This window comes from Pseudomonas sp. MYb327 (assembly GCF_040438925.1).
Lineage (GTDB): Bacteria > Pseudomonadota > Gammaproteobacteria > Pseudomonadales > Pseudomonadaceae > Aquipseudomonas.
In genome coordinates this window covers 779,127-804,072 of the sequence record NZ_CP159258.1, presented here as the reverse complement: position 1 = coordinate 804,072, position 24,946 = coordinate 779,127, and the positions used below count along the sequence as shown (strand labels likewise).

The window sequence follows — 24,946 nt, the reverse complement described above, 5'->3', positions numbered from 1 at the left end:
TGAAGCCGACCGCACAATGCGACAGACCACAAGCAAAATCAAAGGTTTGCGTTTGTGCCCCGGTTTTATGACAGATTCTTTGGCGGTCAATCCGACCGCCAGACGAACCCATCGTTCCGACCTGGCCTTAACCAGGTCATCGGCGTCTCGCTCATTTCAAGCTTTAAAGCTCAGGATCGTCGACGCCACTGTACATATTCGAATCTTTATACAAATCATGCATATGGCGCACGAGCACCATGATCACCGCCGCCACCGGCAACGCCAGCAGAACGCCAGTAAAGCCAAACAGCTCGCCACCGGCCAGGATCGCAAAGATCACCGCTACCGGGTGCAGACCAATCCGGTCACCCACCAGCAATGGCGTCAGCACCATGCCTTCCAGCGCCTGCCCGACCATGAACACAGCCACGATGCCGATCATGGGATACAGATCGCCTCCGAACTGAAACAGACCAGCAATCAACGCTGCGCCAATACCGATGACGAAGCCCATGTACGGCACAATCGCCGCGAGGCCTGCAATCAGGCCGATCAACAACCCCAACTCCAACCCTACCAACATGAGGCCCGCCGCGTAGATCACACCCAACGCCACCATCACCAGCAATTGCCCGCGGACAAACGCCCCCAGCACTTCATGGCATTCACCGGCCAGGGACACTGCCTGCTCTTCACGATCACGGGGCAGCAAGCCGCGGATCTTGGCCATCATCAGGTCCCAATCCCGCAGCAGATAGAAACTCACCACCGGAATTAACACCAGATTCGCCAGCCAGCCAATCAGCGCCAGGCCAGACGCGGTCGCCTGGCTCAGCACGACACCGACAATATCGGTGGTCTGCCCCATGTGCTCGCTGATAGCAGCCTTGAGCTTGTCGAACTTCCAGAACCCCTCCGACAAACCGAACTTCGATTGCGCCCACGGCAGTGCAGTGTGCTGCAACCAGTCGAGCATCTGCGGCGCCAGCTCATATAAACGAAACAACTGTTTGGCGAGCATCGGCACCAACACCAACAGCAGCGTGGTGAAAATCAGGGTGAACAGCGCGAACACCGCGATCACGCCCCACGTGCGCGACAGCCCGGCGTTTTCCAGCCGATCCACCAACGGGTCAAACAGATAGGCCAACAACAACGCCACCAGAAACGGCGTCAGAATCGGATGCAACAACCAGATAAACGCGCAGAACAGAACGACTGCACCCAACCAGAACCAGCGCCGCGTATCGGCCATGAACCACTCCATTGCTTCTATATAAAGAAAGAAAATCTACCAGCGGAAACGCAACTGCGGTGTCGGTGCCGGGGTTGGCGTAACAGCAGGAGCAGCGCCACCAGCGACTGGTTGAACAGGTGTAACGGGGGCGGGGGCCGGTGCGGGTTCCAAAGCAACCTCTTGCAACTTCGCCAGCGACAACTGCGCCCGCAATTGATCGGCACTGCCATTGACCCGATAAAGAATCCGATCGCCATCAACACTTTGCGGACGCCCGCCAAAAGGCTCCAGCAAACGCCCCAGCGTCGCATAACGCTCCAGGTTCATGCCCTGCACTTCCAGCAACTGTTGCGACGAAGCCCCAGGCTTGGCGACGAATCGCGGCGCCAGACGTTCGTTGACCGCCAACATAACCGCATCCGCCACGGCGGCCTGATCTGCACCCTGAACGCTACCCGCCTCTTTCTGGTCACCCAGCCACAGACGCCACTTGGCTTGCCACTGACCACCCTCTTCACGGGCATGCACCGCCAACACAGCGTCGGCATTGTAACGTTCCGATGCCGCGCGCAGCGGTGCCGGGTCAGCACTTTCCAGATTCGGTGCCGTGGCAACACCCTGCTCACCCAAATCCGCCAGCGGCAGACGCAGTGGCAAGCCTCGGTGCTGCGCGGCCCGACGCAGTGGAGCGGCATTCGCCTGGCCATCGCCGACCAGGCTCGCACCCTCCGTGGACTCGTTCACCCACCAACCGAGGATCGATGGCCGATTCGCTCCCCACATGGCCAGTCCGGCGCGGCGCAAGGCCTGTTCGGTGGTCGCCGGATCGAAATCGACTTTCAGCACTTCCGGTGGCCCCGCCTCAAAACCGTATTGGCTGATAATTTGTTGCGGATCTTTGCGAATCGCCGCCAAGCCCGGATTTTGCGCCGCCTTCGGATCGCCGGTCAGGCGCAGCACCAGCGTATCCAACGCACGCTGTGTCGCTTGATCGCGCTCTTCCTGCGTCTGGCTGCTGACAGGCTCGCGCACTAGATAAAGGCCTTTCACCGTTTCGGCCTGACTGACCAGGCTGACCAATGACAAACAACCTGCAAACAAGAATTTACAAAAACGCATGGAAGATTCCTGACGACAAGGGCGGGTGGAACAGACCGCATGAAGACGATCGAGCAAGGCTGTGACCATCGCTCGACGCAAAACATTCACACGTCCCGGGTAAGTTTTCGCACTGCCATAACGATAGACGGTTAATGACGATACCCTGCGCGAGCGAGCAGGATGCTACTGAGACGGGGGCAATTACGTTTTTTTTAGGCGGATATGCCCCTGCTGTCGGCGTGAGGATGGCCGCTGCCTCTCAAGCCTGATAAAATCGCGCGCCTTCGCAGACCGGCAACAGCCGGGCACCCTCGAAATTCGCGTGAGGCAATCGCCCTCGTCGATTTCGGCGGCCCCGCTGAACTCGGTCGTTACCCCTGAATCCCCCCTAAAGGCCTGGATCATGAGCAAGCAACCCTCCCTGAGCTACAAGGACGCCGGTGTAGACATCGACGCCGGTGAAGCATTGGTCGAACGCATCAAGAGCGTCGCCAAGCGCACTGCGCGCCCGGAAGTCATGGGCGGCCTGGGCGGTTTTGGCGCCCTCTGCGAAATCCCGGCCGGCTACAAGCAGCCTGTGCTGGTTTCCGGTACTGACGGCGTCGGCACCAAGCTGCGCCTGGCACTGAACCTGAACAAGCACGACAGCATCGGCATCGACCTGGTCGCCATGTGCGTCAACGACCTGGTGGTGTGTGGCGCCGAGCCACTGTTCTTTCTCGACTACTACGCCACCGGCAAACTGAACGTCGACACCGCCGCCCAAGTGGTGACCGGCATCGGTGCAGGCTGCGAGCTGTCCGGCTGCTCCCTGGTCGGCGGCGAAACCGCTGAAATGCCTGGCATGTACGAAGGCGAAGACTACGACCTGGCCGGCTTCTGCGTCGGCGTTGTGGAAAAATCCGAAATCATCGACGGTTCCAAAGTCGCTGCCGGCGATGCCCTGCTCGCCCTGCCGTCTTCCGGCCCGCACTCCAACGGCTACTCGCTGATCCGCAAGATCATCGAAGTGTCCGGCGCCGACATCGAAAACACCCAGCTCGACGGCAAGCCGCTGACCGACCTGCTGATGGCCCCGACCCGCATCTACGTGAAGCCGCTGCTCAAGCTGATCAAGGAAACCGGCGCCGTCAAAGCCATGGCCCACATCACCGGTGGCGGCCTGCTGGACAACATCCCTCGCGTCCTGCCAAAAGGCGCGCAAGCCGTGGTCGACGTGGCGAGCTGGACCCGCCCGGCGGTGTTCGACTGGCTGCAAGAGAAAGGCAACGTCGACGAAAACGAAATGCACCGCGTGCTGAACTGCGGCGTTGGCATGGTGATCTGCGTCGCTCAAGAGCACGTTGAAACCGCGCTGAACGTTCTGCGTGAAGCCGGCGAGCAGCCTTGGGTCATTGGCCAGATCTCCACCGCTGCCGAAGGCGCGGCTTCGGTTGAACTGAAGAACCTCAAGGCACACTGATGCAAGAGCGGATGTCCCAGGCCTGTGATGTGGTGGTGCTGTTGTCCGGTACCGGCAGTAACTTGCAGGCCTTGATCGACAGCACGCGGACCGGCGACAGCCCGGTCCGCATCGCTGCGGTGATTTCCAACCGCGCTGACGCCTACGGCCTGCAGCGCGCCAGTGATGCGGGTATCGCCACCCGCTCGCTGGATCACAAGGCTTTCGATGGCCGCGAGGCCTTCGATGCCGCGCTGATCGAACTGATCGACGCCTTCAACCCCAAACTCGTGGTATTGGCCGGCTTCATGCGCATCCTCAGCGCCGACTTCGTCCGTCACTACCAGGGTCGCCTGCTCAATATCCATCCTTCGCTGCTGCCCAAATACAAAGGGTTACACACTCATCAGCGCGCGCTGGAGGCCGGCGATACCGAACACGGCTGCTCCGTGCACTTCGTCACCGAGGAACTCGATGGCGGACCACTGGTCGTACAGGCAGTAATACCGGTAGAGTTGCATGACTCGCCGCAAAGCCTGGCGCAGCGGGTCCACGCTCAGGAACACCTGATCTACCCGATGGCCGTACGCTGGTTTGCCGAAGGGCGGTTATCGCTCAACGATCAAGGTGCTTTACTGGATGGACAGCTACTCGCGGCCAGCGGCCACTTGATTCGAACCTAGGAGATTTTATGCGTCGCGCCCTGCTCTTCGCTTGCGCTCTGCTTGCCTTGCCCTTTGCGCAGGCTGCAGACCTTCAACCTTTCTCCGCCAGCTACACCGCCGACTGGAAGCAGTTGCCCATGAGCGGCACCGCTGAACGCAGCCTGACCAAGGAAGCCAACGGCGTCTGGAAGCTCAACTTCAAGGCGTCGATGATGATCGCCAGCCTGGCCGAAGAAAGCACCCTGACCGTCGATAAGGACACCCTGCTGCCACAGTCCTACCACTTTGAACGCGGTGGCCTGGGCAAAGCCAAGAAGGCCGATCTGGACTTCGACTGGACCGCCAAAAAAGTCACCGGCACCGATCGTGGCGACGCGGTCAATATCCCGCTGAACCGCGGCATGCTCGACAAATCCACCTATCAACTGGCGCTGCAGCATGACGTGGCCGCTGGCAAGAAAAGCATGAGCTATCAGGTCGTGGATGATGGCGAAGTCGATACTTATGACTTCCGCGTGCTGGGCTCGGAAAAAGTCGACACCAAGGCTGGCCAGATCGATGCGATCAAGGTCGAGCGCGTGCGCGACCCGACGCAAAGCAAGCGCATCACTGTGCTGTGGTTCGCCAAGGACTGGGATTACCTGCTGGTCCGCCTGCAACAGGTCGAAACCGACGGCAAGGAGTACAACATCATGCTCCTGGACGGCAAGGTCAACGGCAAGACTGTCAAAGGCAGTTGATCCGCACGGATATGAAGAAGCCCCGCAAATGCGGGGCTTTTTTTTGGTTCTTCACGGAATCCCGGGAAAGACAGAAACAAGAACGCCGATTTGATTGATGATGTTCGTGCGAGCAAACACATCTAAAAAACCGGCGTTCTTATGCGTGATATTAATACTTTCCTTCCTTTTTGGGAGGGCTTTTCTGTCGTCACCATCAAGCCCGATGGTGACGCCCTACAGATCGATCTGATTCCCCATGCCACCCGATTCCCTTCCTGCGGCGGCTGCCAAAAACCGTGTTCAACCACTCATGAGTATTGCGAGCGAACTGTTCGTGATCTTCCCATTCTCGGTCGCGCGGTACGCCTCAGCGTTTTGCTCAGGCGGGTTGGCTGCCGCGACTGTGGCAAGCGCATGGAGGCCGTCAGTTGGCTGGATCGCTATGCCCGCATGACGCGCCGCTTAGCCGATGCGGTCATTCAGACCTGCTAGCGCCTTCCCACCCTGCACGTGGCCCAGATGTTTGGGCTGCATTGGGACACCGTTCGGTTGCTGGAGCGTCGAGCCTTACAGGCGGCGTTGAGCACGCTGCCAAAGGCGCAACCACGACGCCTGGTGATGGATGAATTCGCGCTGTTCAAAGGGCATCGCTACGCCAGCGTGGTGTTGGATGCCGATACGCGACGAGTGCTATGGATCGGTGAAGGCCGCAGCCGGGCGGCGGTTCGGCCCTTTTTCGAGGAGCTGGGGCCAGAGGGGTGTGCTCGAATCGAAGCGGTGGCGATGGACATGAACACCGCTTTTGACCTGGAGGTTCGTCAGCACTGCCCGAAAGCGCGAGTGGTCTACGACCTCTTTCATGTGGTGGCCAAATATGGCCGAGAGGTGATTGATCGGGTCCGCGTCGACGAGGCTAACCGACTGCGCCACGACAAGCCGGCTCGCAAGGTCATCAAGCAAGCGCGGTGGCTGTTGCTGCGCAATCCAGAGAACCTGAAAAGGCCGGAACAACAGGTTCACTTGCAGGATTTGTTGGCGGCCAACCAATCGCTGATGACGGTTTATTTGATGAAAGCTGAGCTCAAAACGCTCTGGACGCCGAGTGCTGCTTGGGCCTGGAGATCGGCCTGGAAGCAATGGCTGCGCCATGCTCATGAAAGCGAAATACCAGCTCTGATCCAGTTTGCCAAACGGCTAAAGGGCTACTGGCGGGGCATCGTGAGCCGAGTGCGCTGGCCGATGCACACCGGTCAGTTGGAAGGAATAAACAATCGAATAAAAGTCATTAAACGGATGGCGTACGGTTACCGGGATAGCGAGTTCTTTTTCATGAAGATCAAGAGCGTCTTTCCCGGTAATCCGTGAAGAACCTTTTTTTTTGAACATCAATAGATCGCAGCCTTCGGCGGCTCCTACAAGAAAGTGCGTTCTCCTGTAGGAGCTGCCGAAGGCTGCGATCTTAAAAAGGAACGCGCAGCAGGTGCGATGCTCTATACCTTCAAGGTCTTTTTTGATCGAATGACTTTTCCTGCCGCTCGCGAGGTTTCCCATGACCGTCACCGTCAATACCGTTTCCGCCGAAGGCTTTCGCCATACCGTCCAGATCGATGACCACGAACTCTTTGCCGATGTCCCGCAGTCCGCTGGCGGCGAAGGCTCAGCACCAGAGCCCCACGATTATTTCGATGCCGCCTTGGGCGCATGCAAGGCCCTGACCTTGAAGATGTACGCGAAGAAAAAAGACATTCCGCTGACCGGCGTTGGCGTGGAGGTCAAGCGCGACAACAGTGAAGAGCAGAAAGGAAAGTACCTGTTGCAGGTGAAACTGACCCTCAAGGGAGTGCTCACCGACGCCCAGCGCGATGAGTTACACCGTGTGGCCGACCGTTGCCCGATTCACAAGCTGATGACCACCAGTGAAGTCAGCATCGAAACCCGCCTGTCCGAAGGTGCGTTCAGCCAATAGCGGCACAGGTTGCGCAGGCGGGTTATGCTCGAACGCATCACCCGCTCAGCCTGGAACGCACCATGAACCCTCTGCTCGTGATTCGCCCCCGCGCCGAAGATGTCGAAGGCCAGCCAATTCTTCGTCCACTGCCTTCGGCCAAATGCCGAAACATCGGGCCTTTCGTGTTTTTCGACCACATGCTGCAAACCCGCTACGCCGCGGGAGAAGGCATGAACATTCGTCAGCATCCGCACATCGGTCTCTCCACACTCACCTACCTCTTTGAAGGCCAGTTGCAGCACAAGGACAGCCTCGGCTCGGATCAGGTCGTCAACGCCGGCGATGTCAGCTGGATGACTGCCGGCAGCGCGATTGCCCATGTCGAACGAACACCCGAAGCGCTCAAGGGACGCGGATTTACGATGCACGGCTTGCAGATCTGGCTTGCCTCCCCAAAAGACCAAGAGCAAGGACCGGGGCATTACAGCCACCATCCCGCTGCCACGCTGCCGGTCAGCGAGAACCTCGGGGTGAAAATCCGCATGATTGCCGGCTCGGGCTTCTGCCTTGAATCACCAGTGCCGGTGCTTTCTCCTACGCTCTACGCGGAGGTAAACCTGCAGACGGCGACGACGCTGCTGATTCCCACCGAGCATGAAGAGCGCGCGCTGTATGTGTTGAGCGGCAACGTGCAACTGGATGGCGAGGCGATAGAACCGCATTCACTGGTGGTGTTACCGGCTGGGGAAGAGATGACACTGTTCGCCGAGAGCGACTGTCATGCGGTGTTGTTTGGCGGCGCGCCGCTGGATGGACCGCGACGGATCAACTGGAATTTCGTGGCGAGCGATCCTGCGGCTATCGATGAAGCACGTCGGCGCTGGGCGGCCGGGGATTGGCCGACGGTGCCTGGGGAAGTTGAGCGGATCGAATTGCCTTGATGTGTGCAGCGCCTGAAATTGCCGCATCGCTGGCAAGCCAGCCCCCACAGTCGGCCGGTTCGTTCGCAAAATAGCGCACAGCACATCCCCGTAGGAGCTGGCTTGCCAGCGATGGCGATCATGAGAACGCTATCGCCAGCAAGCCGACTCCTACAGATTTCGGCGTTCAGCGCTTTCTCAGCCCTTGAACACTTCATCCAGCAAATTATGCATCGAAGTAAACGCCCGGGCCGCCACCTTGGCGTCATACATCATCATCCCCGGCACATTCGCATGCGGATCGGTGAACGAGTGGAACGCACCGCCGTAGCTCAGTAACTGCCAATCCACACCCGCCGCATTCATTTCATCTTCGAACGCTGGCAATTGCTCTTTCGGCACCAATGGATCGGAAGCACCGTGCAGCACCAGTACCGATCCCTTGATGTTTTTCGCGTCGTTGACGTCTGGTGTATCAAGCGTGCCATGGAATGACACTGCCGCCTTCACCGGAGCACCGGTGCGGGCGAACTCCAGCGCACAGCAGCCGCCAAAGCAGAAACCGAAGGTCGCCAGCTTAGATGTATCAACAGCCACTTCACCCTGGCTTTGCAGCTGCTCGAACGCCACCTGCATGCGCTTGCGCAGCAATGGACGATCATTCTTCAGCGGCATCATCGCCGCGCCCGCCTCGTCATTGTTCTGTGGACGAATCGATTGACCGTAGATATCCGCGATCAACACCACGTAGCCCTTGGCCGCCACCGACTTGGCGATTTCTTCGGCTCCGGCGCTGACACCCATCCAGTTCGGCGCCATCAGCAAACCCGGACGCGGGCCTTTGTGGTCGGCATCAAAGGCCAGACGGCTTTCGTAGGTCTGCCCGTCAATCTGGTAGGACACGGAACGTACAGTGATTTGGCTCATTTCTGACTCCTGATTTTTAAACACCAGAATGAAAAAACCCGCCGAAGCGGGTTTTTATACAACGCAGTTAAGCCGACAGCTCAACCAATAGCTTGTTCAGACGACGCACATACGCCGCCGGATCCTTCAAGCTGTCGCCGGCCGCCAGGGCTGCCTGATCGAAGAGGATGTGCGACAGGTCGCCAAAGCGCTCGTCGCTCTGTTCGTTGTCGAGCTTCTCGATCAGCGGGTGAGCCGGGTTGAATTCGAAGATCGGCTTCGAATCCGGAACCTTCTGACCACTGGCTTCGAGGATCTGACGCATCTGCAGGCCCAGGTCCTGCTCTCCGATGGCCAGGATCGCCGGAGAATCGGTCAGGCGATGGGAAACCCGAACTTCAGCAACGGACTCGCCCAGTGCAGTTTTCAGACGCTCAACCAGACCTTCTTTGGACTTGGCGACTTCTTCCGCAGCCTTCTTGTCTTCTTCCGAATCCAGGTTGCCAAGGTCAAGGTCACCGCGCGCCACGTCGACAAAGCTCTTGCCGTCGAAGTCGCTGAGGTAGCTCATCAGCCACTCGTCGATGCGGTCGGTCAGCAGCAGCACTTCGATGCCTTTCTTGCGGAAGACTTCCAGGTGCGGGCTGTTTTTGACTTGTGCGTAGGTTTCGCCAGTCAGGTAGTAAATCTTGTCCTGACCTTCCTTGGCACGAGCCAGATACTCGGTCAAACCGACAACCTGATCGCCGTCATCACCGTTGGTCGATGCGAAGCGCAGCAGGCCGGCGATTTTCTCTTTGTTGGCGAAGTCTTCTGCCGGGCCTTCTTTCATGACCTGACCGAAGTTTTTCCAGAAGCCTTTGTATTGCTCCGGATCGTTCTTCGCCAGTTTCTCCAGCATGTCCAGAACGCGCTTGGTCAGCGCCGACTTCATGGAGTCGATGATCGGGTCTTTCTGCAGGATTTCCCGCGACACGTTCAGCGACAGGTCGTTGGAATCGACCACGCCCTTAATGAAGCGCAGGTACAGCGGCAGGAACGATTCGGCCTGATCCATGACGAACACGCGCTGCACGTACAGCTTCAGGCCTTTCGGCGCTTCACGCTGGTACAGGTCGAACGGAGCACGGGCCGGCACGTATAGCAGCGAGCTGTATTCGAGCTTGCCTTCGACCTTGTTGTGGCTCCAGCTCAGCGGGTTTTCGAAGTCGTGAGCAATGTGCTTGTAGAACTCCTGGTACTCCTCGTCCTTGATTTCGGTACGCGGGCGGGTCCACAGGGCGCTGGCGCGGTTAACGGTTTCCCATTCAACGGCCGGCTTCTCTTCGCCTTCAGCGGCTGCCACTTCTTTCGGCAACTCGATCGGCAAAGCGATGTGGTCGGAGTACTTCTTGATGATGTTGCGCAGGCGCCAGCCGTCAGCGAACTCGTCTTCACCGGACTTCAGGTGCAAAACAATGCGGGTACCGCGTTCGGCTTTTTCGATGGTCGCTACTTCGAAATCGCCTTCGCCCTTGGACGACCAGTGCACGCCTTCGCTGGCAGCACTGCCGGCACGACGGCTGAACACGTCGACTTTGTCGGCGACGATGAAGGCGGAGTAAAAACCAACACCGAACTGACCGATCAGGTGCGAGTCCTTCTTCTGGTCACCGGTCAGGTGCTTCATGAAGTCAGCGGTGCCGGACTTGGCGATGGTGCCGAGGTGTGTGATCGCATCTTCACGGCTCATGCCGATACCGTTGTCTTCGAGGGTGACGGTTTTGGCGTCTTTGTCGAAGCTCACGCGGATTTTCAGTTCGGCGCCACCTTCCAGCAATTCTGGTTTAGACAGCGCTTCGAAACGTAATTTGTCTACAGCGTCAGAGGCGTTCGAGATCAATTCGCGAAGGAAAATTTCCTTGTTGGAATACAGCGAATGGATCATGAGGTGCAGCAGTTGCTTCACCTCGGTCTGGAAGCCCAGGGTTTCCTTTTGAGTTTCCACACTCATGGTCATCAAACTCCAATCAGATGGCATAAGCCGCGACCTTGAGGGTCGGCGGCGGGTTGTGATCAGAGTTGGGGGCTGTGTTCAGGATTTCAAGGGCTCATCGAGTTTGAAATGCGCCCGAGCCGTGGCGGTGGGTTCCGCTTCGGTACCTTGCCAGGCTGTAATCGCCACGTTAGCGACGCGGCGTCCCTGGCGGCACACCTGGCATCGGGCCCAGGTATCGCGATACTGCCCGGCGCGCAGGTAATCAAGGGAAAAGTCGATTATCTTCGGCACACCCGGCGTTCCCGTAGAAACCAGCAGATGCAGCGCGGCAGCCAGCTCCATGAAACCGGCAATCACGCCACCGTGAATGGCTGGCAGTAAAGGGTTACCAATGTTGTCCTTGTTCGCCGGCAGCCGAAACAGCAGCTCATCCCCCACCCGCGAGCATTCGACGCCGATCAGTCTGGCGTAAGGAATCAGGTCCAACAGCGGCGCGTAGTCCCCCCGCTCATGGGCCTGTTGCAGCTGTTCGTGGAACGACTCGCTCATTTCGTACCTCCGGCGATGGCGCCGCCAAATCCTTTGGTTCCTTTTATGCCCTTGCCCATGCGCATGAAAGTGCCCACCACATGGGCGATGGGTTGCTCGGGATCATCCTGATAGGCGAAGCCGCGGGCGAAAATCACATCGGTGGTCACCCGGTAGCATTGGGCGAAACCGTAGACATCCTTATGGGGTTCGGCGGCGTGCATGTAGTCAATGCGCAGGTCGAGGGTCGGACAGACTTCGAACTCCGGCAGTACGCAGAGGGTGGACATGCCACATGCGGTGTCCATCAGGGTGGTCAGCACACCACCGTGTATGACCCCGGTTTGCGGGTTACCGACGATCTGCGGGCTGTACGGCAGGATGACCGTTAGTCCGTTGCTGCTGGCGCTGTGAACGCGCAACCCAAGTACCTGGCAATGTCTGAGCGCCGAAAGAAATCGCGTCGCGCGCTCAAAAACGGGGTTCTCGGTCATTTGATAAACACTCTTCTTAGTATGCGAAAATCGTATCTGGCGTATTCGTAAAAGTTCCCGTGGGAATAATCTTATATATCTGAACGAATTGAGGAACTTAACCCGAATGGCCGTGCTCGAAAGGCCAGTAGATATTTTCCATAAGGAGAAACACCCCATGCGTAAGACTTTAGCTATTGCCTTGATGTTGACCGCTTCCCTCGGTCTCGCTGCCTGCGATAAAAAATCCGAGGACAAAGCTCAAGATGCCAACCAACATGCTGAGCAAGCTCAGCAAGACATGAACAAAGCTCAGGATAAAGTGAACGACGCTGCGAAAGAAAACGCCGAAGCTGCCAAAGCTCAGGCCGAATCGAACGAAGCCGCAGCAAAAGAAGCCGCACCTAAAAACTAATTCGTTTTTAGCGTGTGAAAAGAAAACCCGCCAAGTGCGGGTTTTCTTTTGTCTGCTGTTTTGTTTGCCATCCTGGCATTAGAGCAAAATCGTCCTAAAAGTCGGACTAATCATCAGCAATAGCGAACAGATTAAACCCACCAGCCAGACCAGACTGCGCTGCCAGGTCAGATCTTTCCAGTAACACGCCAAGTAAATAACTCGCGCGATCACAAAGATGATTGCCAGCGAATCGATCAGCCATCCCGCCGTTTGCGTGGTATGCGCCATCAACACGCCCACCGCAAATAATATGAACGCCTCGAAACTATTCTGATGCGCCGCCACCGCCCGGGCACCAAAACCCGTGAGCTGTCCTTGCTGCTGCCGCGGCAGGTGATTGTTATAACCGCCCTGCTCTTTCATCGCCTTGGTCACGGGTAAACGCGCCACGTATATCAATATCGCGCTGACAAACACACACCAGAAAGGAATACTCATCAAACAGCCTCTTTCGTCACCTCGGGCAATGGCGCCTCTGTAGGGGTATAGACCATCACATCGAGGACGTCGGAGTGAAACTCGCGGCGGTACAACACGAACACGACACCGGCACTCATCAACATGAATAACCACGGGCTGACAAACCAGGCCAGCATGGTCATGCCGAAGTAATAGGAACGCAGGCCAAAGTTGAACTGGTTGGCGGCCATTGAGATGACACGCGCTGCGCGGGCGGCAAAGGCCTTGCGCTCCTGCTCGGAAACATGTCGCTCGCCGACCATAGGCGCAGAACCCACCAGGATGGCCGCGAAGTTGTACTGCCGCATGCACCAGCTAAACGTAAAGAATGCATAGACGAACACCAACGCCAGGCACAACAACTTGATCTCCGACATCCCCTGGGACGCCTGCTGCACCATCGGGATATCCGCAAGCAACGACACCGCCCGTTCGGAAGCCCCGAGCACCGTGAGAATACCGGCCAGGATAATCAGCGTGCTGGAGGCGAAGAACGACGCGTTGCGCTCCAGGTTGCCGATTACGCTGGCATCGGCAATGCGGTTGTCCCGCAGCAGCATGCGACGCATCCAGTCTTCACGGTAAAGGTGCAGCACACTGGCCAGGCACGCGGTGTCCCGGCCTTTCCACGATGCATAGCGGGTATAACCGCCCCAGCAGACAACGAACCAGATTGCAGCGAGGATGTGGATCAGGTTGGCTTGGATGAACGACATGCAGGTCCTTGTGATGTATTTGCGAAATACACAATCCCTGTGGGAGCAAGCCTGCTCTCGATTGCGAAGGGTCAGTCGACAACACTATTGAATGTATCGACGCCATCGCGAGCAGGCTCCCACAAAGGGTTTTGCAGTGCTTCGACGTTAGCCCAAGAAAAAAGACACTGCATCCAGCCCATAAAAAATGGTTCTTCACGGATTACCGGGAAAGACGCTCTTGATCTTCATGAAAAAGAACTCGCTATCCCGGTAACCGTACGCCATCCGTTTAATGACTTTTATTCGATTGTTTATTCCTTCCAACTGACCGGTGTGCATCGGCCAGCGCACTCGGCTCACGATGCCCCGCCAGTAGCCCTTTAGCCGTTTGGCAAACTGGATCAGAGCTGGTATTTCGCTTTCATGAGCATGGCGCAGCCATTGCTTCCAGGCCGATCTCCAGGCCCAAGCAGCACTCGGCGTCCAGAGCGTTTTGAGCTCAGCTTTCATCAAATAAACCGTCATCAGCGATTGGTTGGCCGCCAACAAATCCTGCAAGTGAACCTGTTGTTCCGGCCTTTTCAGGTTCTCTGGATTGCGCAGCAACAGCCACCGCGCTTGCTTGATGACCTTGCGAGCCGGCTTGTCGTGGCGCAGTCGGTTAGCCTCGTCGACGCGGACCCGATCAATCACCTCTCGGCCATATTTGGCCACCACATGAAAGAGGTCGTAGACCACTCGCGCTTTCGGGCAGTGCTGACGAACCTCCAGGTCAAAAGCGGTGTTCATGTCCATCGCCACCGCTTCGATTCGAGCACACCCCTCTGGCCCCAGCTCCTCGAAAAAGGGCCGAACCGCCGCCCGGCTGCGGCCTTCACCGATCCATAGCACTCGTCGCGTATCGGCATCCAACACCACGCTGGCGTAGCGATGCCCTTTGAACAGCGCGAATTCATCCATCACCAGGCGTCGTGGTTGCGCCTTTGGCAGCGTGCTCAACGCCGCCTGTAAGGCTCGACGCTCCAGCAACCGAACGGTGTCCCAATGCAGCCCAAACATCTGGGCCACGTGCAGGGTGGGAAGGCGCTAGCAGGTCTGAATGACCGCATCGGCTAAGCGGCGCGTCATGCGGGCATAGCGATCCAGCCAACTGACGGCCTCCATGCGCTTGCCACAGTCGCGGCAGCCAACCCGCCTGAGCAAAACGCTGAGGCGTACCGCGCGACCGAGAATGGGAAGATCACGAACAGTTCGCTCGCAATACTCATGAGTGGTTGAACACGGTTTTTGGCAGCCGCCGCAGGAAGGGAATCGGGTGGCATGGGGAATCAGATCGATCTGTAGGGCGTCACCATCGGGCTTGATGGTGACGACAGAAAAGCCCTCCCAAAAAGGAAGGAAAGTATTAATATCACGCATAAGAACGCCGGTTTTTTAGATGTGTTTGCTCGCACGAACATCATCAATCAAATCGGCGTTCTTGTTTCTGTCTTTCCCGGGATTCCGTGAAGAACCTAAAAAATGCCCCGTATCGATTGATACGGGGCATTTCTGTCTTTGCCCGCAGGCCCGCTCGTGGCGGGCCGACAACGCTTAAGCCAGGGCTTCTTCGCGCTTGCCCAGCAGACGGTCGCAAACCACCGCAACCACCAAGGTCATTACCGACGGCACCAGCCACGCCAGACCTTGTTCGCTCAATGGCAAATGAGCCAGTTGCGACGGCATCCACTCCGCGAGACCGGCCCCCTTGAGGGCATCGATCAGACCGAAGATGAATGACACCAGCATCACCGGACCGACGATGCGGCCCTGTTCATGCCAGAAATCCTTGCAGAAGCTCAGGGCCACCAGGGCGATGCACGGCGGGTAGATCGCGGTCAGTACCGGGATCGAGAACGCAATCAGCTTGGTCAGGCCCAGGTTCGATACCAACAGGGAGAACGCGGCGAGGATAATGACCAACGTCTTGTAGGACAGTGGCAGCACACGGCTGAAGTATTCAGCACAGGCGCAAGTCAGGCCGACCGCCGTTACCAGGCACGCCAGAGAAATCAGCACCGCGAGGAAACCGCTGCCCAGGGAGCCAAAGGTGTGCTGCACGTAGGCATGCAAAACCGCCGCGCCGTTGGTCGCGCCAGCCGCCACTTCATGACTGCCCGAACCGAGGCGGAACAGGCTGACGTAGACCAGCGCCAGGCCCACGCCGGCAATCAAACCGGCAATGATCGCGTAACGGGTGATCAACGCCGGCGACTCGACACCGCGAGAGCGAATGGCGTTGACGATCACGATGCCGAACACCAGCGCGCCGAGGGTATCCATGGTCAGATAACCATTGATGAACCCCTGGGAGAACGGCGCCGCTACATACTCAGGCGTTGCATGGCCAATGTCACCCGCAGGCAAAGCGAACGCGGCGATGCCGAGAACGGCCAGGGCGATGATCTTCAGCGGTGCGAGGAAACGTCCTACGGTATCGAGCAGACGGCCCGGATAGAGTGAGATGAAGAACACCACCAGGAAGTACACCGAACTGTAGAGGAACAACGCCAGCGGGCTCTCGCCGGTCAATGGCGCAAGGCCGACTTCAAACGACACGGTAGCCGTACGCGGCGTCGCAAACAGCGGGCCGACGGCGAGGTAGCAAGCGGCTGCCAGCAAGCCACCGGCGATCTTGCCGATCGGGCTGCTCAACGCATCCATGGCACCACCGACCTTGGCCAGGGCCACGACGGTGACCACCGGCAGACCGACCGCAGTAATCAGAAAGCCCAGCGCCGCCATCCAGACGTGAGGCCCGGACTGCAAACCGACGATAGGCGGGAAGATGATGTTGCCGGCCCCGACGAACAGGGCAAACGTCATAAAACCAAGTGCCAGGATGTCCTGGCCTTTCAACACTTTCATTAAGGAAATACCACACTACTGAATCGGAATTTAGAGAGGGATTTCCCTATGGGTGAGGGAAATGCTGTCAGTCCGTATGGGACCAACCCTTTTAGCGCGTTGCAGCCTTGTGGGCGCAAACGCAAAAATGGCGCGTAGCCTAACGAATTTGGGCGGCAAACGCACTGTTAGAGGGCAAACTATCCGATACGCGACATTTTCGTGTCGCGTTTACGTACGTAATTTTCATCTGCGATGGAACTGTAGGAGCTGGCTTGCCAGCGATGGCGGTATGTCTGACACGCCATGGAGCTTTATCGCCAGCAAGCCGGCTCCTACAGATCGGTGTTGCCATAAAACACAAAGGCCACCCGAAGGTGGCCTTTGCTTGGTGAAGCGTCAGCTAAGCGCGAGGCTTACTTGACAGCCCAACCGGTCAGCTCGGCCAGGGCCTTGCCGATGTCTGCCAGCGAACGCACGGTTTTAACGCCTGCGTCTTGCAGAGCAGCGAATTTCTCGTCTGCAGTGCCTTTGCCGCCAGAGATGATTGCGCCAGCATGGCCCATGCGCTTGCCCGGAGGAGCAGTCACACCAGCGATGTAGGAAACAACCGGCTTGGTCACGTGTGCCTTGATGTAGGCAGCCGCTTCTTCTTCAGCCGAACCGCCGATCTCACCGATCATTACGATCGCTTCGGTCTTCGGGTCTTCCTGGAACAGTTTCAGGATGTCGATGAAGTTCGAACCCGGGATCGGGTCACCACCGATGCCGACGCAAGTCGACTGACCGAAACCGGCGTCAGTAGTCTGCTTAACAGCTTCGTAGGTCAGGGTGCCGGAACGGGAAACGATACCGACTTTGCCTGGCAAGTGAATGTGACCTGGCATGATGCCGATCTTGCATTCGCCTGGGGTGATCACGCCTGGGCAGTTAGGGCCGATCAGGGTAACACCCAGCTCGTCGCACTTAACTTTAGCGTCCAGCATGTCCAGGGTAGGAATGCCTTCGGTGATGCAGACGATCAGCTTGATGCCGCCGAAAGCAGCTTCCAGGATCGAATCTTTGCAGAAAGGAGCCGGAACGTAGATCACGCTGGCGGTAGCGCCAGTGGCTTCTACTGCGTCTTTAACGGTGTTGAACACCGGCAGACCCAGGTGCTCGGTGCCGCCTTTGCCTGGAGTTACACCACCCACCATCTTGGTGCCGTACTCGATGGCTTGCTGGGTGTGGAAACTACCTTGCGAACCGGTAATACCCTGGCAGATAACTTTGGTGTCTTTATTGATCAGGACGCTCATTATTTGCCCTCCGCAGCTTTGACAACTTGTTGAGCAGCGTCGGTCAGGCTGGTAGCAGCGATGATGTTCAAACCGCTTTCTGCCAGTACTTTAGCGCCCAGCTCAGCGTTGTTGCCTTCAAGGCGCACAACAACCGGGATTTTCACGCCGACTTCTTTCACTGCACCGATGATGCCTTCGGCAATCATGTCGCAACGAACGATGCCGCCGAAGATGTTAACCAGTACTGCAGCGACGTTGGTGTCGGACAGAATGATTTTGAACGCTTCGGTAACGCGTTCTTTGGTAGCACCGCCGCCCACGTCGAGGAAGTTGGCTGGCTTGCCGCCATGCAGGTTGACGATGTCCATGGTACCCATGGCCAGGCCAGCACCGTTGACCATGCAACCGATGTTGCCTTCCAGTGCTACGTAGTTCAGTTCGAACTTGGCAGCGTGCGCTTCGCGCGGATCGTCTTGCGACGGATCGTGGAAAGTCTTCAGCTTAGGCTGACGGTACATGGCGTTGGCGTCGATGTTGATCTTGGCATCGAGGCAGTGCAGATCGCCGTCAGCCTTGATCACCAGCGGGTTCACTTCCAGCAGGGCCAGGTCGTGATCCTTGAACAGTTTGGCCAGACCTACGAAGATCTTGGCGAACTGGGCAACTTGCTTGCCTTCCAGACCCAACTGGAATGCCAGCTCGCGACCCTGGAATGGCTGAGCGCCAACCAGTGGATCGATAGTGGCTTTCAGAATTTTTTCTGGAGTGTCGTGAGCGATTTTCTCGATGTCCACGCCACCTTCGGTGGAAGCCATGAACACGATACGACGGCTCGAACGGTCAACGACAGCGCCCAGGTACAGCTCTTTAGCGATATCAGTGCACGATTCAACCAGGATCTTGGTGACTGGCTGACCATTGGCGTCAGTCTGGTAAGTCACCAGACGCTTGCCCAGCCACTGCTGTGCGAATGCCTTAGCGTCTTCTTTGCTGCGAACCAGCTTAACGCCGCCCGCTTTACCGCGACCACCGGCGTGGACCTGGGCTTTGACAACCCACTCGCTGCCGCCGATTTTGTCGCAAGCTTCTGCTGCTGCTTCCGGGGTGTCTACCGCGTAACCGGTGGAAACTGGCAGGCCGTACTCAGCGAACAGCTGCTTACCCTGATACTCGTGAAGATTCATGCTTATTACCGTCTTCGTTAGGTACTGCGCATTCGGTGCTGCACTTGTTCAAGTGCCGCACCACCTGTGACTGCTGCTTGCGTAGCCTTTCCGGACAACCGGTGCAGCTACGCAAGACTGCGTCCAGCGGACATTCCGCGGTGAGTCTTGCATGCAAGGCTCACGACGGGCCGTACCGCCGTGGTTTCTTATTGTGTCTTAACGCTTCTTGCGGTTGGCGATGTGGATGGCGCCGCCATTCACTGCCAGAGCAGCTTCGTGCAAGGCTTCAGACAGGGTCGGATGGGAGAAAACCATCATGCCCAGGTCTTCAGCGCTGGTGCCGAATTCCATACCGATTGCGCCCTGCTGAACCAGTTCTGCAGCGCTTGGGCCGATCACGTGGACGCCCAGTACGCGGTCGGTCTTGGCATCTGCGATGACCTTGACGAAACCGCCGGTATCGTTGGCAGCCATGGCACGGCCAGAGGCTGCGAACGGGAAGGTGCCGACGTTAACTTCTACGCCTTCAGCTTTCAAGGCCTGCTCGGTTTTACCGACCCACGCGATTTCCGGGTGAGTATAAATAACCGAAGGGATCAAATCATAGTTCATCTGGGCTTTGTGGCCCTTGATGCGCTCGACAACCATGATGCCTTCTTCGGACGCTTTGTGCGCCAGCATCATGCCGCGAACCACGTCACCGATGGCGTAGACGCCCGGTACGGTGGTGGCGCAGTGATCGTCAACGTGCACGAAACCGCGCTCGTCCAGGGTCACGCCGCAATCAGCGGACAGCAGATCAGTGGTCACCGGACGGCGACCAACGGCTACGATCAGCTTGTCGAAAGTGATGTTCTGTTCGCCGTTGGCATCGGTGTAGTTCACAACGACTTCGTCGCCGTTCACTTTGGAACCGGTCACGCGAGCGCCCAGCTTGATGTCCAGACCCTGTTTGGTCAGGGTTTTCAGCGCTTCCTTGGAAACGGCAGCGTCAGCGGCCATCAGGAAGGTGTCCAGGGCTTCCAGGACAGTCACTTCTGCACCCAGACGCGACCAGACCGAACCCAGTTCCAGACCGATAACGCCAGCGCCGATCACGCCCAGACGCTTAGGTACGGATTGGAATTCCAGTGCGCCAGTCGAATCGACGATCACATTCTGGTCGACCGGAGCCGGTGGAATGTCGATCGGACGCGAACCTGGAGCCAGGATGACGTTTTCGGCTTCGATGATTTCTACCGAACCGTCAGGCTTGGTGACTTCAACTTTCTTGCCGGCCAGCAGCTTGCCGTGACCCTCGATGGAGGTCACGCCGTTGGCTTTGAACAGGGTCGCAACGCCAGAGGTCAGGCCTTTGACGATGGTGGCTTTACGGCCAACCATTGCACCCACGTCCATGGTCACGCCAGCGTGATTGATACCGTGGATCGCGAAGCCTTCTTTCGCTTCCTTGTATTTCCAGGAGCTGTCCAGCAGCGCCTTGGATGGAATGCAGCCGACGTTCAGGCAAGTACCGCCGAGGGCCAGTTTGCCTTCCTTGTCGGTGTACTTCTCGATGCAGGCCGTCGAAAGACCGAGCTGTGCTGCTTTGATGGCAGCCACGTAGCCGCCAGGGCCCGCGCCGATCACCACTACGTCAAATTTCTGCGACATTCAAAAAATCCTCTTTAGCGAAAAGCTTGAAGCCGCAAGCCACAAGCCAAACTGCCTTTACTGGCAGCTTGAAGCTTGCAGCTCGCGACTGCTTCTATCAGATATCCAGCAACAGACGAGCCGGGTCTTCCAGCAGGTTCTTGATGGTCACCAGGAAGGTCACAGCTTCTTTGCCATCGATCAGACGGTGATCGTAGGACAGAGCCAGGTACATCATCGGACGGATAACGACCTGACCGTTGATCGCCATAGGACGCTGCAGAATGTTGTGCATGCCCAGGATAGCGGCTTGCGGCGGGTTGACGATCGGGGTCGACATCATCGAACCGAAAGTACCACCGTTGGTGATGGTGAAAGTACCACCGGTCATTTCGTCCATCGACAGCTTACCGTCGCGGGCTTTCTTGCCGAAGGTGGCGATGCCGCCTTCGATTTCAGCCAGGCTCATCAGTTCGGCGTTACGCAGAACCGGTACGACCAGGCCGCGATCGCTGGAAACTGCAACGCCGACGTCAGCGTAGCCGTGGTAAACGATGTCGCCGCCGTCGATCGAGGCGTTGACAGCCGGGAAGCGTTTCAGCGCTTCGGTGGCCGCTTTCACGAAGAACGACATGAAGCCCAGGCGTACGCCATTGTGGGACTTCTCGAACAGGTCCTTGTACTTCGAACGCAGGGCCATGACTTCGGTCATGTCGACTTCGTTGAAAGTGGTCAGCATTGCCATGTTCGATTGAGCTTCAACCAGACGCTTGGCCACAGTGGCGCGAACGCGGGTCATCGGTACGCGCTTCTCGATGCGGTCGCCAGCGGCGAACACAGGAGCGGCGGCCGAAGGAGCAGCAGCCTTGGCAGGCGCGGCAGCCGGAGCGGCTTTCTTGGCAGCAACCGCTGCAACCACGTCTTCCTTGGTCACACGACCGCCTTTGCCAGTGCCGGCAACGGAAGCGATGTTGATGCCGTTTTCTTCAGCCAGCTTGCGAGCAGCCGGTGCAGCAACAGGATCGTCTTCGCCTTCGGCAGCTGGAGCAGCAGCTTGTGCAGCGGCCGGAGCAGCAGCGGCAGCCGGGGCAGCAGCAGCGCCGCCGGCTTCGATGGAGCCCAGGACTTCGTCGGACAGAACGGTGTCGCCTTCGTTCTTGACGATAGCGCCCAGCACGCCGTCAGCAGTGGCCAACACTTCCAGCACAACCTTGTCGGTTTCGATGTCGACGATCAGGTCATCACGCTTTACAGCGTCGCCCGGTTGTTTGTGCCAGGTGGCAACGGTGCCGTCGGCAACCGATTCCGGGAAAGTGGGGGCTTTGATTTCGATAGCCATTATCTGTGGGTCCTTAAATTCGGTTTCAGGTGCGCGAAGGCGTTAAACAGTAAAGGCGTCTTGCAGCAGTTTTTCCTGCTGCTCAGCGTGCATCGATGCATAACCGCATGCGGGTGCAGCAGAAGCCTCACGGCCCGCGTACTCGAGTACGAGAGACTTGTCGAGGTTGCTGATGCTGCGACGCATGTGGTGTTGGCTGCAGTACCACGCACCCTGGTTCATCGGCTCTTCCTGACACCAAACGGCATGCTTGACGTTGGTATAAGGAGCCAGGACTTCTTTCAAGTCGTCCTCAGGGAATGGGTACAGCTGCTCGATACGCACGATGGCGATGTCATCACGACCTTCGGCACGGCGTTTTTCCAGCAGGTCGTAGTAGACCTTGCCACTACACAGAACAACGCGCTCGACCTTGGACGGGTCTTGAGCATCGATTTCCGGGATCACGGTCTGGAACGAACCTTCGGCCAGATCTTCCAGGGTCGAAATGGCCAGTTTATGACGCAGCAGCGACTTCGGAGTCAGAACGATCAATGGCTTGCGCAGTGGGCGAATCACCTGACGGCGCAGCAAGTGATAAATCTGAGCCGGCGTGGTCGGTACGGCTACCTGAATGTTGTGCTCGGCGCACAGTTGCAGGTAACGCTCGAGACGAGCCGACGAGTGCTCCGGACCCTGACCTTCATAACCGTGCGGCAGCAGCATGGTCAGACCGCAGAGACGGCCCCACTTGTGCTCGCCACTGGTGATGAACTGGTCAATAACGACCTGGGCGCCGTTGGCGAAGTCGCCGAACTGGGCTTCCCAGATAACCAGCGCATCAGGCGTGGTGGTCGAATAACCGTACTCGAACGCCAGTACCGCTTCTTCGGACAGGAACGAGTCGTACAGGTCGAAACGTGGCTGACCGTCGTACAGGTTCTGCAACGGGATGTAGGTGCCCGCGTCTTTCTGGTTGTGCAACACGGCATGACGGTGCGAGAACGTACCGCGGCCGATGTCCTGGCCGGTCATGCGGATCGGGTGACCTTCGAACGCCAGGGTCGCGTACGCCATGGTTTCGGCGTAACCCCAGTTGATCGGCAGGCCGCCGGCTTGCATCTTCTGACGGTCTTCGTAGATTTTCGAGACCTGGCGCTGAACCACGAAGCCTTCCGGGATTTCCAGCAGCTTGGCGGACAGTTCCTGCAAGGTCTTGAGGTCGAAACGAGTGTCGTGACGCGCAGTCCAGGCGTGGCCCAGATACGGACGCCAGTCCACGAACAACTCTTTGTTCGGCTCTTTGACCAGGCTTTTTACTACGTGCAGACCGTTGTCCAACGCGTTGCGATATTCGTCGACTTTCGCCTGAACACGCTCTGCGTCGATGACACCGCTCTGGGTCAGACGATCGGCATACAGCTCACGGGTGGTGCGCTGTTTGGTGATCTGCTGATACATCAGAGGCTGGGTGCCACTTGGCTCGTCGGCCTCGTTGTGGCCGCGACGACGGTAGCAGACCAGGTCGATCACCACGTCACGCTTGAACTGCATGCGGTAGTCGATGGCCAGCTGGGTCACGAACAATACGGCTTCCGGATCATCGCCATTCACATGGAGGATCGGCGCTTGGATCATTTTCGCAACGTCGGTCGCGTACTCGGTGGAGCGCGAGTCCAGCGGGTTGCTGATGGTGAAACCGACCTGGTTGTTGATCACGATGTGCACGGTACCGCCGGTCTTGAAACCACGGGTTTGCGACATCTGGAAGGTTTCCATCACCACGCCTTGACCGGCGAATGCCGCGTCACCGTGGATGGAGATCGGCAGGACTTTCTCACCGGTCGGGTCGTTACGACGATCCTGACGGGCGCGAACCGAACCCTCGACCACTGGAGATACGATTTCCAGGTGGGACGGGTTGAAGGCCATGGCCAGGTGAACTTCACCGCCGGTGGTCATGACGTTGGACGAGAAGCCCTGGTGGTATTTAACGTCACCGGAACCCAGCTCGACCTTCTTCTTGCCTTCGAACTCGTCGAACAGCTCGCGCGGGTTCTTGCCGAAGGTATTGACCAGCACGTTCAGACGGCCACGGTGGGCCATGCCGATGACGATTTCCTTGGTGCCGTAGGAACCGGAACGCTGGATCAATTCGTCGAGCATCGGAATCAGGCTCTCGCCGCCTTCCAGACCGAAACGCTTGGTGCCCGGGTATTTGGTACCCAGGTATTTTTCCAGGCCTTCACCGGCAGTGACGCGCTCGAGCAGGTGACCCTTGATGTCGGCCGAGTACGTCGGACGGCCGCGCACGCTTTCCAGACGCTGCTGGAACCACTGGCGCTGCTCGGAATCGGTGATGTGCGTAAATTCAGCGCCGATGGTGCGGCAATATGTCTGCTGCAACGCTTCGTGAATTTCGCGTAGGCTCGCTTCCTCTTTGCCGATGAACAGGTCGCCGGCACGGAAGGTCGTATCAAGATCGGCATTGGTCAAGCCGTAATGATTGATCGACAGGTCTGCAGGTGCAGGACGCTGCCACAGCCCCAGCGGGTCAAGCTGGGCTGCCTGGTGGCCACGCATACGGTAGGCCTGGATCAATCGCAGCACTTCAACTTGCTTCTTCTCGTGCTCACTGCTCACGCTGCCGGCGGAAACCGGTTGGGCGCGGCGCTGGTTCTTTGCCAGCAAGACGAAATGATCGCGAATTGTGGAGTGCGAAACATCGGTGGCAGAGTTGCCGTCAGCAGGCAACTTCTGGAAGTAGGTGCGCCACTCTTCTGGCACAGCGTTAGGGTCGTGCAGGTAGAGCTCGTAGAGCTCTTCCACATAGGCAGCGTTACTACCGGAAAGGTAGGCGCTGTTCCACATGCGCTGCATCACGCTTTCTTGCATGCTTGGTCACCCTCGGTTAGGGGAACACCACCGGTGTCGACACCGAGCAAACTTGCAGAAGTCCGAATGCAGCGACCAAAACAAGCCACTAGGATCACACTGATAGTCCGGGTACCAGCCCGGATGCCCCTGCTTGTCTCATTTCTTCAAAATAAGAGCCGCCGCCTTTTAAGCTGCTGCTCTGGTTATAGCTATGGCGCGGGTTGAAGCCCGCGCCTTAGCCTCTACGGGTACAGCGGTACAACACTTACAAC

General features: G+C 57.9%; 20 protein-coding genes and 2 pseudogenes. 7 read left to right on the top strand and 15 right to left on the bottom strand.

Annotated features, from left to right (window positions below; translation table 11 throughout):
• Nucleotides 1–163: 163 nt before the first annotated feature.
• Together ABVN21_RS03655 and ABVN21_RS03650 are read right to left on the bottom strand one after the other, a co-directional pair.
• Entirely contained in the window at nt 164–1,237 is a 1,074-nt protein-coding gene (locus ABVN21_RS03655; protein ID WP_339556524.1) for an AI-2E family transporter, read from the bottom strand.
• A 36-nt stretch (nt 1,238–1,273) separates the two neighbouring features.
• Nucleotides 1,274–2,338: a DUF2066 domain-containing protein gene (locus ABVN21_RS03650; RefSeq protein ID WP_339556525.1), complete on the bottom strand. Its 1,065-nt coding sequence runs from the start codon at nt 2,336–2,338 to the stop codon at nt 1,274–1,276.
• 385 nt (nt 2,339–2,723) lie between these two features.
• Here ABVN21_RS03650 and purM point away from each other — a divergent pair, with 385 nt between their 5' ends.
• From purM to ABVN21_RS03620, 6 genes and pseudogenes are all read left to right on the top strand, one after another.
• Nucleotides 2,724–3,782 (top strand): phosphoribosylformylglycinamidine cyclo-ligase, encoded by a 1,059-nt coding sequence (purM, locus tag ABVN21_RS03645; RefSeq protein WP_339556526.1) that lies wholly within the window; start codon nt 2,724–2,726, stop codon nt 3,780–3,782.
• Nucleotides 3,783–3,793: 11 nt separating this feature from the next.
• A complete protein-coding gene (purN, locus tag ABVN21_RS03640; protein WP_339556527.1) occupies nt 3,794–4,444 on the top strand; it encodes a phosphoribosylglycinamide formyltransferase in 651 nt (216 codons plus the stop codon).
• A gap of 8 nt (nt 4,445–4,452) precedes the next feature.
• Nucleotides 4,453–5,166, top strand: a complete 714-nt coding sequence (locus tag ABVN21_RS03635) for a DUF3108 domain-containing protein (protein WP_339556528.1) — start codon at nt 4,453–4,455, stop codon at nt 5,164–5,166.
• Between the two features lie 141 nt (nt 5,167–5,307).
• Nucleotides 5,308–6,513 (top strand): annotated as a pseudogene (locus ABVN21_RS03630) (ISL3 family transposase).
• A gap of 184 nt (nt 6,514–6,697) precedes the next feature.
• Nucleotides 6,698–7,114 carry an OsmC family protein gene (locus ABVN21_RS03625; protein ID WP_339556853.1) on the top strand — a complete coding sequence of 139 codons (417 nt, stop codon included), beginning with the start codon at nt 6,698–6,700 and terminating at the stop codon, nt 7,112–7,114.
• 62 nt (nt 7,115–7,176) lie between these two features.
• Nucleotides 7,177–8,037, top strand: a complete 861-nt coding sequence (locus tag ABVN21_RS03620; RefSeq protein WP_339556854.1) for a pirin family protein — start codon at nt 7,177–7,179, stop codon at nt 8,035–8,037.
• Nucleotides 8,038–8,214: 177 nt separating this feature from the next.
• Here the strand turns inward: ABVN21_RS03620 and ABVN21_RS03615 are convergent, their stop codons facing one another.
• The 4 genes from ABVN21_RS03615 to ABVN21_RS03600 all read right to left on the bottom strand — a co-directional run bounded on the left by ABVN21_RS03615 (nt 8,215) and on the right by ABVN21_RS03600 (nt 11,922).
• Nucleotides 8,215–8,943 (bottom strand): dienelactone hydrolase family protein, encoded by a 729-nt coding sequence (locus ABVN21_RS03615; RefSeq protein WP_339556855.1) that lies wholly within the window; start codon nt 8,941–8,943, stop codon nt 8,215–8,217.
• Between the two features lie 67 nt (nt 8,944–9,010).
• On the bottom strand, nt 9,011–10,915 hold the full coding sequence (gene htpG, locus ABVN21_RS03610; RefSeq protein ID WP_339556856.1) for a molecular chaperone HtpG: 1,905 nt from the start codon (nt 10,913–10,915) through the stop codon (nt 9,011–9,013).
• An 81-nt stretch (nt 10,916–10,996) separates the two neighbouring features.
• Nucleotides 10,997–11,449 (bottom strand): PaaI family thioesterase, encoded by a 453-nt coding sequence (locus ABVN21_RS03605; protein ID WP_339556857.1) that lies wholly within the window; start codon nt 11,447–11,449, stop codon nt 10,997–10,999.
• A complete protein-coding gene (locus tag ABVN21_RS03600; protein ID WP_339556858.1) occupies nt 11,446–11,922 on the bottom strand; it encodes a PaaI family thioesterase in 477 nt (158 codons plus the stop codon). Before ABVN21_RS03600 ends, ABVN21_RS03605 begins: the two co-directional genes overlap by 4 nt.
• Nucleotides 11,923–12,079: 157 nt before the next feature.
• Here ABVN21_RS03600 and ABVN21_RS03595 point away from each other — a divergent pair, with 157 nt between their 5' ends.
• Entirely contained in the window at nt 12,080–12,316 is a 237-nt protein-coding gene (locus ABVN21_RS03595; RefSeq protein WP_034146354.1) for a hypothetical protein, read from the top strand.
• A 78-nt stretch (nt 12,317–12,394) separates the two neighbouring features.
• On the opposite strand, the gene ABVN21_RS03590 is transcribed toward ABVN21_RS03595, so the two are convergent.
• From ABVN21_RS03590 to ABVN21_RS03550, 9 genes and pseudogenes are all read right to left on the bottom strand, one after another.
• Nucleotides 12,395–12,796, bottom strand: coding sequence for an MAPEG family protein (locus ABVN21_RS03590; protein ID WP_339556859.1), 402 nt, complete (start codon nt 12,794–12,796; stop codon nt 12,395–12,397).
• Nucleotides 12,796–13,533, bottom strand: coding sequence for a DUF599 family protein (locus tag ABVN21_RS03585; protein ID WP_339556860.1), 738 nt, complete (start codon nt 13,531–13,533; stop codon nt 12,796–12,798). Before ABVN21_RS03585 ends, ABVN21_RS03590 begins: the two co-directional genes overlap by 1 nt.
• A gap of 195 nt (nt 13,534–13,728) precedes the next feature.
• Nucleotides 13,729–14,934, bottom strand: a pseudogene (locus ABVN21_RS03580) (ISL3 family transposase).
• A gap of 174 nt (nt 14,935–15,108) precedes the next feature.
• Complete coding sequence (gene brnQ / locus ABVN21_RS03575; protein WP_339556636.1) at nt 15,109–16,422, bottom strand: branched-chain amino acid transport system II carrier protein; 1,314 nt, start codon at nt 16,420–16,422, stop codon at nt 15,109–15,111.
• 395 nt (nt 16,423–16,817) lie between these two features.
• The gene (gene sucD / locus ABVN21_RS03570; protein WP_339556637.1) at nt 16,818–17,699 is read right to left on the bottom strand and encodes a succinate--CoA ligase subunit alpha; all 882 of its coding nucleotides are present in this window, start codon (nt 17,697–17,699) and stop codon (nt 16,818–16,820) included.
• Entirely contained in the window at nt 17,699–18,865 is a 1,167-nt protein-coding gene (sucC, locus tag ABVN21_RS03565; RefSeq protein WP_007919879.1) for an ADP-forming succinate--CoA ligase subunit beta, read from the bottom strand. Before sucC ends, sucD begins: the two co-directional genes overlap by 1 nt.
• Nucleotides 18,866–19,063: 198 nt before the next feature.
• Nucleotides 19,064–20,500: a dihydrolipoyl dehydrogenase gene (gene lpdA / locus ABVN21_RS03560; protein ID WP_034146350.1), complete on the bottom strand. Its 1,437-nt coding sequence runs from the start codon at nt 20,498–20,500 to the stop codon at nt 19,064–19,066.
• A 97-nt stretch (nt 20,501–20,597) separates the two neighbouring features.
• Entirely contained in the window at nt 20,598–21,818 is a 1,221-nt protein-coding gene (gene odhB, locus ABVN21_RS03555; RefSeq protein WP_131107454.1) for a 2-oxoglutarate dehydrogenase complex dihydrolipoyllysine-residue succinyltransferase, read from the bottom strand.
• Nucleotides 21,819–21,860: 42 nt separating this feature from the next.
• Nucleotides 21,861–24,692 (bottom strand): 2-oxoglutarate dehydrogenase E1 component, encoded by a 2,832-nt coding sequence (locus ABVN21_RS03550; RefSeq protein ID WP_339556638.1) that lies wholly within the window; start codon nt 24,690–24,692, stop codon nt 21,861–21,863.
• Nucleotides 24,693–24,946: the final 254 nt, after the last annotated feature.

Bases quoted from the DNA above. Each gene is read 5' to 3' on its own strand.
- ABVN21_RS03655 (WP_339556524.1), bottom strand. From the start codon at position 1,237: ATGGCCGATACGCGGCGCTGGTTCTGGTTGGGTGCAGTCGTTCTGTTC.
- ABVN21_RS03650 (WP_339556525.1), bottom strand. From the start codon at position 2,338: ATGCGTTTTTGTAAATTCTTGTTTGCAGGTTGTTTGTCATTGGTCAGC.
- purM (WP_339556526.1), top strand. From the start codon at position 2,724: ATGAGCAAGCAACCCTCCCTGAGCTACAAGGACGCCGGTGTAGACATC.
- purN (WP_339556527.1), top strand. From the start codon at position 3,794: ATGTCCCAGGCCTGTGATGTGGTGGTGCTGTTGTCCGGTACCGGCAGT.
- ABVN21_RS03635 (WP_339556528.1), top strand. From the start codon at position 4,453: ATGCGTCGCGCCCTGCTCTTCGCTTGCGCTCTGCTTGCCTTGCCCTTT.
- ABVN21_RS03625 (WP_339556853.1), top strand. From the start codon at position 6,698: ATGACCGTCACCGTCAATACCGTTTCCGCCGAAGGCTTTCGCCATACC.
- ABVN21_RS03620 (WP_339556854.1), top strand. From the start codon at position 7,177: ATGAACCCTCTGCTCGTGATTCGCCCCCGCGCCGAAGATGTCGAAGGC.
- ABVN21_RS03615 (WP_339556855.1), bottom strand. From the start codon at position 8,943: ATGAGCCAAATCACTGTACGTTCCGTGTCCTACCAGATTGACGGGCAG.
- htpG (WP_339556856.1), bottom strand. From the start codon at position 10,915: ATGAGTGTGGAAACTCAAAAGGAAACCCTGGGCTTCCAGACCGAGGTG.
- ABVN21_RS03605 (WP_339556857.1), bottom strand. From the start codon at position 11,449: ATGAGCGAGTCGTTCCACGAACAGCTGCAACAGGCCCATGAGCGGGGG.
- ABVN21_RS03600 (WP_339556858.1), bottom strand. From the start codon at position 11,922: ATGACCGAGAACCCCGTTTTTGAGCGCGCGACGCGATTTCTTTCGGCG.
- ABVN21_RS03595 (WP_034146354.1), top strand. From the start codon at position 12,080: ATGCGTAAGACTTTAGCTATTGCCTTGATGTTGACCGCTTCCCTCGGT.
- ABVN21_RS03590 (WP_339556859.1), bottom strand. From the start codon at position 12,796: ATGAGTATTCCTTTCTGGTGTGTGTTTGTCAGCGCGATATTGATATAC.
- ABVN21_RS03585 (WP_339556860.1), bottom strand. From the start codon at position 13,533: ATGTCGTTCATCCAAGCCAACCTGATCCACATCCTCGCTGCAATCTGG.
- brnQ (WP_339556636.1), bottom strand. From the start codon at position 16,422: ATGAAAGTGTTGAAAGGCCAGGACATCCTGGCACTTGGTTTTATGACG.
- sucD (WP_339556637.1), bottom strand. From the start codon at position 17,699: ATGAGCGTCCTGATCAATAAAGACACCAAAGTTATCTGCCAGGGTATT.
- sucC (WP_007919879.1), bottom strand. From the start codon at position 18,865: ATGAATCTTCACGAGTATCAGGGTAAGCAGCTGTTCGCTGAGTACGGC.
- lpdA (WP_034146350.1), bottom strand. From the start codon at position 20,500: ATGTCGCAGAAATTTGACGTAGTGGTGATCGGCGCGGGCCCTGGCGGC.
- odhB (WP_131107454.1), bottom strand. From the start codon at position 21,818: ATGGCTATCGAAATCAAAGCCCCCACTTTCCCGGAATCGGTTGCCGAC.
- ABVN21_RS03550 (WP_339556638.1), bottom strand. From the start codon at position 24,692: ATGCAAGAAAGCGTGATGCAGCGCATGTGGAACAGCGCCTACCTTTCC.